Here is a 9,205-nt window from a genome sequence, read left to right on the forward strand (position 1 = left end):
CCCCCCACCCCAGAAGATCGAAATTTCGGGCTCCTGCGAATCCGGACAACGGCGGTCAGCTATGCCCTGTTCCGGCCATCGCGTCCTCCAGCGCCTCTTGCAGCACGTCGAGCACCATCTCCCGGTCGTCGGCGTCGAGCCCGAGGAAGGGCCGGGCGGGGATGCCCCGCTCCGGAGCGCCGAACTGGTGGGTGGCGCCGTAGAACCACGGCGTGCCGAACTCCAGGCCTTGGTCCGTGGCGTCGTAGTCCAGGTTCTTCAGGTGCTGGTCGAGCACCAGGATCTTGTCGGGCTTGCCTTTGCGGCGCTTGCGCTCCCGGTGCCGTTCCGAGAGCGGCTGCCAGGGTTGCCCGTCGGGGTCCACCTGGCGGTCCCAGCGCTCCTCGTGCGAGAGCAAGAGCGCCTCGCCGATCTCGGCAAACGCCGGCCGAAGCCGCGCGCCCACGTCGGAGAGCCGCCGCAGCGTCTCCAGCACCTGGGCGCCGCCCTCGACCTCGACCGTTACCTTCGCGCCGGCCATGTGCTATGCTTCCTTTCGAGGCGGGTGACGCTGGAAACTCGGCGCGCCAGCACGGGTAGCCCACTGCGGGAGCCTGGATGGAGGGACGGCCGGCCTCCCACCCGCTTCATCTTTTCACCTCCCCACGAATGACGACGTACCTTCTCGGGTCCAGCAGCGCGTCGGGGTCGATCTTGAACGCCGCACGCGCCGAGTTGACCGTCCCCTGGCCCTTCGCCCTCCAGTCTGGCGCCACCACGACCTTGATCTTCCGGTCCCCCCCGGGCAGCACGTAGAGCAGCTTCCCGTCGTCGTTGTCGTAGAGCACCGCCTCGTGGGGGGCCTGGGCCAGCCCTCGCCAGTCCTCGGCCGTCAGGGCGTCGCCCGCGCCCTCGTGCCGCCGCGCCTTCTTGCCCACCACCAGGTGGTCTTCCAGGGTCACGTCGGTGCGCTCCGGCGGCCGGCCCTGGGCCTTCAGGTGCGCGAGCTCTTCGGGCTCCATGCCCCACAGGGTCACCGTTCGGCCCTGAGCCCGCCCGGTCGCCAGCACCTCACCGATCCACGCCGCGTAGTCCCTGGCCACGGCCTGGCGGCCGGCGGCGGCCACGGCGGCCGAGTACTCGGCGGCGATCTCCGGCGCCCACTTGCGCATGCTCGCCAGGGCGTCCGAGGCCCGATGAGCACCCGGCCGGTACTCGAACCCCGGGTCGATTCCCTGGGGCACCGTCACCACCCGGGGCGAGGGGCCGCGCACCCCGACCACCTTCTCCTCCCACACCACCTCGGGGGCCCGGCTTACCGCCAAGCCGCGCCGCTGCACGTCGGCCTCCGAGAGCGTGAACTTCTTGCACTTGCACCCCCAGCCGTTCTGGGGCGAGTGCGTCTGCCACCACGGGTCATCCAGGGGCAGCACCAGGCCGTCCCACGCGAGATGCTGGGGCCGGGGGTGGACCGAGTCGCCGTGCTTGTAGAGCCCGTAGGGCCGGCGGCGCTTGAGCTCCGGGTCGGCCATCTGGGCTTCCCGCCCGGCGTTGTAGCTCTGGCGCACGTTGGTATCGAAAACCACCCGGGTCCGCCAGTTGCGCCCGCCCTTGTAGACCCACCCGTGGGCCTCCACGATCTGGTCGAACTCCTTGCGGAAGGCCTGGATCGTGCTCTGCCCCTCGATGGCCTTTTGCACCGCGCCGTGGAGGTCGGACAGCAGCGAGGCCTTCATGGCGCCGGCCACCATGAACGCCACGTCGTGCTCCGCCGCGTACACGTCGGTCCACGCCCGGGTGGGCAGTGAGAGCTTGCGCAGGAAGAACGCGAGCTGCTCACGAAACGGCAGAGCCCCATACTCGGCGGCCATCAGCGGCCCTCTTCACCCTTCACTCTTCACCCTTCACACTTCTTCCAGCAGCTCGAACCGCCCCGCCAGCGCCGCGGCGGCCAGGGCCTCGGTCATGGCCTGGGCCAGGCCCGAGGAATCCAGGGCGGGGTAGGCGCCGAGCAGGCGCGCTTGGAGGTCTTCGAGGCTCTCGGCCTGATCCACCAGGCCGCGAATCGCGTCGACCATGCCCGCCAGGTGGGGGGCGGCGTCGGCATCCAGGCGGGCGGCCTGGGCGTCCGGGGTGTCCACCCCGCTCTCCCCCTCGGCAAACTCCGCCCCGGGATCAGCGTGCCCCTCCCCCTCATCCCCGGCCTCCGCCCCCCGATCCCCGACCCCCGGCCCCTGATCCCCCGACCCCGGCCCCCCCAGGTCGAAGTCGTCCTCCTGCAACCCGTACTGGCGCACGTAGTAGGTTTTGCGAAACTTCACGCCCGTCTCGGTCAGCGTCTTGTCGCGCTCGGCCATCTCCTTCTTGGCCTCTTCCTCTTCCTCGTAACGAAACACCGGCGGGGGCACGCCGGGGGCGTTTACCAGGCCGTAGAGCCAGGCGATCTCCTCCATGGTGGTCTTGGCCAGGCGCTCGTCGCCGGCGCGGTAGTCGCCCAGGATCTCCTGGTGCGTCTTCGCCGCCGCGTAGCTGCCCGTCTCGCCCACCTCTGCCGTGAGCGTCTGGCCGGCGATCACCTTGCTGATCTCGGCGTCCATCGCCGTCTTGAGGCCCGAGTGAATGCCCGAGCTGCCCGAGCTGCCCGAGCTGCCCGCGCTGCCCCCCGCCGTGAGCAGCTCCACCGAGCCGTTGTCGGGGATCACCGCCACCGCGTCCTGCACCATGCGGGTGAGCGCCGAGAGAAGCTCCGCCTGCTGCTCCGGCGTGGCGCCCTGGCCGTACTTGCCCACCAGAAAGGGCATCCCGTACTTCTCCGCCAGGGTCACCCAGAACTTCACGCCCCCCTTCTTGAACGTCACCGGCCAGAAACACCGCGAGAGCAGCCGCAGCCCGTAGGGGTTGTCGTAGGTGGGGAAGTGGCGCGCGAACACGAACTTGCCAAACGGCAGCTCCTCCCCCTCCCAGGGCGCCCGCTGGCTCATGAACCTGGGGCGGTTGTCCGCGTCGAAGCCGAACCACCGGGCGGGCTTGACCTGCAAGTCCGCCAGGCGCAAGCGGTTCTCTCCGCGCCGGGGCCGCTCCCAGAGGAGCTCGATCGGCGTCATGCCGTAGAGCGGCGCGTCGAGAACGCCCGACAAGAGCGCGTAGAGGTCCACCCGCTCCAGGTCCGCCGCCAGGTCGTCGCGCAGCCGCTCGGCCTCGGGGGTGGGCTCGTCTTCCCCCACGGTGCCGGGCTCCCAGCGCCAGTCTTTCCGGAGCGTGCCGAGCTTGCGGCTCTGGATCACGCTGATGAGGTGCGCGTCGGCGGTGAGGCGCTCGAGCACGTCCACCCCGCCGTCGGGCAGCCGGCGCAGCACCGGATCCGGATCGGGCAAAATGCCGATCAGCCCCGTCCAGTCCCACGCCGCCGTCCGGGTGGCGATCTCGCGCGAGAGCCCCGTGCGGTTCACCCCCTCGCCGAACTCCAGCCGATCGCCCTCGTTGAGCCAGCCCGTTCCCATGGTCAGTACCCCTCGAACATCGTCGCCGTCTCGCGCCGGCGGCCGGAGAGCACGGTGGTGTCGTGGCAGGGCGTTGCCGCCGCGTGCACCCCCAGAAAGCACGCCCACGCCCGGTCTGCGTGCCCCGTGTCGTCCCTGTCGGCGTCGAAGCGGAAGTTGCCCGTGCCGGTGGGCAGCTTCTTCAGGCTGTGCAGATCTGCCCGAAGCGCCGGGTCGCCCATGGGGATGCGGATCTTGCGGTCCTCGAAGGCCTGCTTGCCCTGGGTCGCGAGCGTGAGCTTCGCCGGGCCCGTGAAGAGCACCCCCTCCACCCGGCTCGCCCCGTAGCGGCGCTTGGCATCTTCTACGGGCTTTTCGCCCATGCCGGTCTGGTCCATGCACAGGCGCGCCACCCGGTAGCGGCCGAAGAGGTCGTCGAGCGTGGCGTCTTGGGTGGCGAAGCTCGCGCGCTTGAGCGTGACCACCTCGCGGGTCCACAGCACGTCGCCCACCAGCTCCCACACCCACGCCACCCACAGATCGCGCCGCACGCCGATGTCGTTGCCCACGTAGCAGGGACCGCCCGCGTACCCCTCGGGGTCGCCCGCCTGGTCGTGCTCCACGGCGTTGATGAGGTCGTAGGGGAGCCAGGCACTGGCCTCGTCGAGCCACTGGAGCTCGTACTCCTGGGCCCAGGCGTCGGGGTCGCCGAGCGCGCGTTTGAGCTCGTCTACGTCGCGGGGCAAACCGTCCTTCACGGCCTCGTAAATGTCGGTTTTCTGGCGATACCAGACCGGATCGTCAGCGGTCACGAGGTCGTAGAACTTGTTGCCCTTGCCGTTGGGGGTCGAGACCACCCGCAGCTTCCACCCCGCGGAGATCACCGGGAAGAGCGCCGCCCAGATCTTGCGGCTGTCGGCGTGGAAGGCGAACTCGTCGAGGAACACGTTGGCCGAGAAGCCGCGCGCCGTGTCGGGGTTGGCCGGCAGCGCGGTGAGGCGACTGCCGTTGGGCCAGGTGACCTCCAGGGCCTTGTACGCCGCCTCGCCCCGCCACTCGTACTCCTCGGAGCGGATCGCCGCGCCCAGTGCCTGGCAGTGGCGCTTCACGCCCTCCTCCATCGCTTCTTTGGCCTGGCGTTCGCCGCGGGAAAGGATCACCCAGCGCACCCGCCGGCCTTCGAGGTCGGCGAGCTGGCAGTCCTCGGCGATCTCGAACGTCGTCGTGAAGGTCTTGCCCGTCTGGCGCGCGAACATGCCGACCTTGAAGCGGTCGGCACGGCTCACCCAGCGGCGCTGGTAGGGGTAGAAGAGGGGGCCGCTCATCTCACCGGCTCACCCCGTAGGTCTCGCGGATGATCTCGCGCAGGCGCTCGGCGCTCATCCGAAGCGGCGCGCCGCCCGCCCCGCCGCCCTCGGCCTCGACCCGCTCGGCCACCTTCTCGCCGGCCTCGCGGATGCGCTTTTCCACCTCGGCCTTCCACTTCTCCCGCTGCACTGAGGCGCTCGTGAGTTTGGCGAAGTCGCTCACCAGGCGCGGCAGCTCGGTCACGTCGAAGTCGCCGGAGAGGAAGAGCGGCAAGAGCTTGCGCATCAGGGCCTTGGTGCCGGCCTCTTCCAGCGCCAGGCCGTCGCCCACCTCGCCCTTCAAGACCCGCGCCTGGTCCTCCAGAATCCGAATCTCGCGGTAGGTCTGGAGGAACTCCTTGCCGTAGCGCCCCACGCTGCTCTTGGAGATGTCGTAGCCCTTGCCCTGGCAAAACGCCGCGATCTCCTCGTAGGTGGCGCCCTCTACCAACAGGCAGTCCACCTCGGCCCGGAGCTCCCGGGGGAGCTCGGTCTCCACCTTGGAGCGGCGGCGAATGACGGGCCCGCTCACGCGAGCTCCTCCTCCACCCGGCGCAGATCCGCGTCGAGGGCGCGCAGCTCGCGGTGCAGCTCCACCGCCCGCCCCAGGTGCACGAAGGCCCCGGGCAGGTCCACCCCGGCCTTCTCGCGGATCGCCCAGTCGGCCAGCACGGCCTTGACGCTGCGCACCGCCGCGTCAAGCTCGGTCACGAGCTCCATGCGCCGGTACTTGAGGCCGGCCAGGTGGCTCTTCAGGCGCGCGCGCTCTTCATTCACGGCTTGTCGCCCTCCCTGGGCTCCAGGTCATCCCTGCGGCCCCTTGGCCCGCACCAGCGGGCAGAACATGTTGTTGTCGATCTTCTCCACCAGCCGCGTCTGCACCTGGGTGCTGAGATGGACGATTGAGGAGAGCTCCTCGGCGAGCTGCGCCACCCGCTGCGCCAGGTGTTGGGTCTCTTTCACCAGGGTCACGTTGTCGCGGTACATGCTGGCCACCTGGTCCACGTCGCGCTTGTACTGGAGGAGCACCGCGTCCACCCGGTCGCGCTCTTCGCTGCGCTGGCGGTCGACCCAGCGCATGTTGAGCCACCCGAGCAACACCAGAAACCCGATGGGCCCTACGTTTTTGGCGATGTCGGCAACCGCCGGAAAACCCAACCCCTCCATGCCCTACCTCCGCCGCTCCGTATCCGCCTCGCAGTCCCGGCACCGCCTGCACCCCGGCACGGCCTCTCTCCGCGCCCGGGGGATCGGGTCGCCGCAGTCCAGGCAGGTTTGCCGGCCCCCAGCCTCCGACCCCAGGCCCCTCCTCCACGCCGCCAGCGCGTCGGCCCGCAGCTCCTCCTCTCGGGCCGAGGCGCGGTCTCCCTCGTCAGCCACCGCGATCCCGCCGCCGGTGCCGGCCGCCCACCCCCCGACCCGCACCCCCAGGTACAGCGCCCAGCGCTGCGAGCGCCGCACCCCGAGCACCCCCATGCCCTCCAGAAAGAGCGCGTCGGCCCGGGCCCGCGAGACCACCGCCGTGTCGTAGAGCCAGTCGTGCAGCACCGCCGCCGCCGCGTAGCGCCCCGCCGGGTGCCCCACCAGCGTCCAGAAGAGCCGGGGCACCGAGGCGAAGTCTGTGCGGAAGAACGCCGGCACCCGGTACACCTCGTCGCTGCCCTCGCGGCCGGCGTAGTACTCGAGCTCGCGCAGGGTCGCCCACAGGCGCGTGCCGGGGATCTGCTCGACCCGGAGAGGCTCGGTGAAGCTGCTCATGGTTGTCCCCCAGCCCCTGACCCCTAGCCCCCGGCCCCTCGCCCCGCCACCTCACGCACCCAGCCCAGCACCCGAGCCACCGCCACCCGAAGCTCCGCCGGGTCCTCGAACCCCTGGGCCGCCAGGTAGCGCTCGGTCTCCTCGCGGATCAGCCGCAGGCTCAGGCGGGCCAGCTCCTCCTCCTCGGGCAGGAGCCGCTCCCAGGGGATCTCGGCCACCACGTACTGTTCGAGGGCGCCCAGGGCCGCCGTCTCGTCGCCCACCAGCGCCAGCGCCCCGTCGGCGATGCGCAGCACCTCGGCCCGCCACGTGGGGTTTTCGTGCAGCACCCGGGCCGTGGCCGCCTTTACCCCGAGCTCGAGCGCCAGCTCGTGTCGCGCCCCCGGCTGCAGCGCCGCGCAACCCACAAGCAGAAACACCGCCGCCAACACCACACACCTCCAGGGCCCGCTTCTGCTCTTCATCTCGCCGCCTCCTTCGTAGGTCGGGGCTCGCCCCGACGTCCTCAGTACAGCCACAGCACCGTGCCCGGGTGCGACGGGCTCACCCCCAGGTGGATGAACTCTCGCCCCACGCCGATCCGCAGGAACCCGGCGGCCATCGCCTCGGCCACCACCTCGTACTTCTCCCGGGGCGAGACCGCCCGCACGTCGACTCCCTGGCCCGTGAGGTGCTCCGAGGCCTGCGCCCCGCCCACCGCCGCGTTGTGCGCCGCGCACCGCACCCCCGAAGTCACCACCAGCGGCCGGCCCAGCCGGCGCCGCAGGTCTTGCAGGCGAGACACCAGCGCCGGGTCCACCTCGGCCGCCCCGCACCCGCACCGGCACGCGAACTCCGCCCGCCGAAAGTTCTCGCTCAGCCGCTCACTCACTCACCGCCTCCCGTATCCGAGGCACCGCCACGCGCACCCGCTGGCGACCGCGCAGCCCTCGGGGCATTCGCGCGGGCATGCCGGCGCCTCGAACGCCTCACGATCCGATCCATCAACGCCGTGAGGCACGCCCAGCACCACTCGTGCCCCGGCATCCCCACCACGATCAGCTCGGCCCGCGCCCCGCACCGGCACCGAATCACCGCCGGCAGCGCCGTCACCCGTCACCCGGCGGCCCCCTTCCCCCCTGGCCCTTCCTCCGTGTCCGCGTGTCCTGTGCGCGGAGCCTACCGGCTCCGCGAATCCCCCGGCCCCCTGCACCCCTTCAGTACAAAGGGCCCGGGGGGTGAGCCCGGGCCCTTCGGTGTAACGGCGTTCGGCGGGGCGAGCCCCGCCCTACGTCAGGGGGTGGTGGCGCCCAGCGCCAGGCGAATGATTCCGCCAGCGCAATGCTGCGTCGGCCACCTAGCAACGTAGGGATACATGGTCAGCCCTGTGTTCGGCACGGCGTCAAGCGCGCGAACTTGGGGTCGGTCTTCGACTGCTGCGACATCGCGGTCGCTACGGCCTCGCGGGCGCGGGCGCCACGTTCACCGCGCTCTTTGAAGGCTGCCAGCATCACATCGTAGGCGTGCCAGTTGAACCGCGCCTCTTCTCCCTCGAACTCCACTCGGTAGTGCGCCGGCTCGGCCGCACTGGGTGTGCCCTCCTGCCCCGCGATCAGGCCCAGGAACCACCCCATCAACTCCTTGCGCCGCTGGCGCTCGCTCACGTGGGGAAAGGCGACACCCATCTCACGCAGCCGGGCCTCCATCTTCTGCACATGGTCCCGGCTGATGCCGGCGGCTCGCCCCGCCTCCCGTTGGGTGAGCCCCTGCTTGCGGCAGCGGGCCACGAGAGCCAGCACCTCCAACTCCGCACCCGCCGCCTCGGCGACGAACACGAGATCGAGCGCCGCGGCCAGCCCCTGCCGGCGCCCATCGGCGAGAAGCTGCAGCGGTTCGGCCACGGGCTGGCTCGCCACGGCGTGCGCCTGGGCGAGCTCGCCCCGCTCCAGGGCCGCGAAGGCTCGGTTGATCTGCACCGAGCGCGCCGCCGCCACCGGCGACTTGAGCACGCTCGAGAGCTGGTTGCAGCCCTCCTGCGTCACCACCAGCGGAAGCACGCGAGACTTCGATGGTTTTGCGGCCACACTTTGTGGCCGCAAACTCTCCACCTCCTCGGCGGTGAGGCGGAAGGCGAAGTCCTCGGGGAAGCGGGCCGGGTTGCGCTTGATCGCCTGAGAGACATCTTTCGGGCGCACCTCGTAGACTTCGGCGATCTCGTGGGCCAGCATGAAGGGGGGCCGGCCGGGCAGGTGGTGGATGTGGCTGCGGATCTCGATGTCGGTGGTCGTGAGTGCCGTGTTCATCGCATACCTCCGCTCAGCGGCCGCCGTCGAGGGCGGCGTTCAGGGTGTCGGCCAGGCAGTGGAGCAGCATGCCCATGCCTTCGGTGGCGTCGTTGGAGAGGTCGAGCTCGCGGCCCGGGGGGGCCTGGGTGGTGAGCTCGGCGAGAAAGGCCAGCACGCACGCCACCGGCACGATGGCGTCTTCCGGGGGGCGCCCGGGGTCGAGATGGGTGAGCATCGAAGGTCTCCTTATGGCTTTCACGCGGTTTCCGGGCGAAAAAGATCGCCCGAGTGTTGCGTGCGGCGCACAAGAGGCCGCCCCCAGGCCTCGCGACCAGGGGACACTCGGGCGAACCGTGTTCCTCGCCCTGTGGACCAACCC

The 9,205-nt window shown here is 70.8% G+C and carries 12 protein-coding genes; all 12 read right to left on the bottom strand.

Going from position 1 to position 9,205, the window contains the following annotated elements; translation table 11 throughout:
* Positions 1 to 55 precede the first annotated feature (55 nt).
* On the bottom strand, positions 56 to 520 hold the full coding sequence (locus tag AB1578_18980) for a phage virion morphogenesis protein (protein ID MEW6489979.1): 465 nt from the start codon (positions 518 to 520) through the stop codon (positions 56 to 58).
* Between the two features lie 106 nt (positions 521 to 626).
* Positions 627 to 1,850, bottom strand: coding sequence for a phage minor head protein (locus AB1578_18985; GenBank protein MEW6489980.1), 1,224 nt, complete (start codon positions 1,848 to 1,850; stop codon positions 627 to 629).
* Positions 1,851 to 1,883: 33 nt separating this feature from the next.
* Positions 1,884 to 3,479, bottom strand: coding sequence for a DUF935 family protein (locus AB1578_18990; GenBank protein MEW6489981.1), 1,596 nt, complete (start codon positions 3,477 to 3,479; stop codon positions 1,884 to 1,886).
* A 2-nt stretch (positions 3,480 to 3,481) separates the two neighbouring features.
* The gene (locus AB1578_18995; GenBank protein MEW6489982.1) at positions 3,482 to 4,783 is read right to left on the bottom strand and encodes a terminase family protein; all 1,302 of its coding nucleotides are present in this window, start codon (positions 4,781 to 4,783) and stop codon (positions 3,482 to 3,484) included.
* A 1-nt stretch (position 4,784) separates the two neighbouring features.
* Positions 4,785 to 5,336: a phage protein Gp27 family protein gene (locus AB1578_19000; protein MEW6489983.1), complete on the bottom strand. Its 552-nt coding sequence runs from the start codon at positions 5,334 to 5,336 to the stop codon at positions 4,785 to 4,787.
* Positions 5,333 to 5,581 carry a hypothetical protein gene (locus AB1578_19005; protein MEW6489984.1) on the bottom strand — a complete coding sequence of 83 codons (249 nt, stop codon included), beginning with the start codon at positions 5,579 to 5,581 and terminating at the stop codon, positions 5,333 to 5,335. Before AB1578_19005 ends, AB1578_19000 begins: the two co-directional genes overlap by 4 nt.
* A gap of 27 nt (positions 5,582 to 5,608) precedes the next feature.
* A complete protein-coding gene (locus tag AB1578_19010) occupies positions 5,609 to 5,971 on the bottom strand; it encodes a hypothetical protein (protein ID MEW6489985.1) in 363 nt (120 codons plus the stop codon).
* Between the two features lie 3 nt (positions 5,972 to 5,974).
* Positions 5,975 to 6,562 carry a DUF1353 domain-containing protein gene (locus AB1578_19015; protein ID MEW6489986.1) on the bottom strand — a complete coding sequence of 196 codons (588 nt, stop codon included), beginning with the start codon at positions 6,560 to 6,562 and terminating at the stop codon, positions 5,975 to 5,977.
* A gap of 23 nt (positions 6,563 to 6,585) precedes the next feature.
* Entirely contained in the window at positions 6,586 to 7,026 is a 441-nt protein-coding gene (locus AB1578_19020; protein MEW6489987.1) for a hypothetical protein, read from the bottom strand.
* A 41-nt stretch (positions 7,027 to 7,067) separates the two neighbouring features.
* A complete protein-coding gene (locus AB1578_19025; protein MEW6489988.1) occupies positions 7,068 to 7,433 on the bottom strand; it encodes a D-Ala-D-Ala carboxypeptidase family metallohydrolase in 366 nt (121 codons plus the stop codon).
* Between the two features lie 487 nt (positions 7,434 to 7,920).
* Entirely contained in the window at positions 7,921 to 8,844 is a 924-nt protein-coding gene (locus AB1578_19030; protein MEW6489989.1) for an ORF6N domain-containing protein, read from the bottom strand.
* A 13-nt stretch (positions 8,845 to 8,857) separates the two neighbouring features.
* Positions 8,858 to 9,061, bottom strand: a complete 204-nt coding sequence (locus AB1578_19035) for a hypothetical protein (GenBank protein ID MEW6489990.1) — start codon at positions 9,059 to 9,061, stop codon at positions 8,858 to 8,860.
* Between the last annotated feature and the right edge of the window lie 144 nt (positions 9,062 to 9,205).

It is taken from the genome of Thermodesulfobacteriota bacterium, from assembly GCA_040756475.1.
Taxonomy (GTDB): domain Bacteria; phylum Desulfobacterota; class Deferrisomatia; order Deferrisomatales; family JACRMM01; genus JBFLZB01.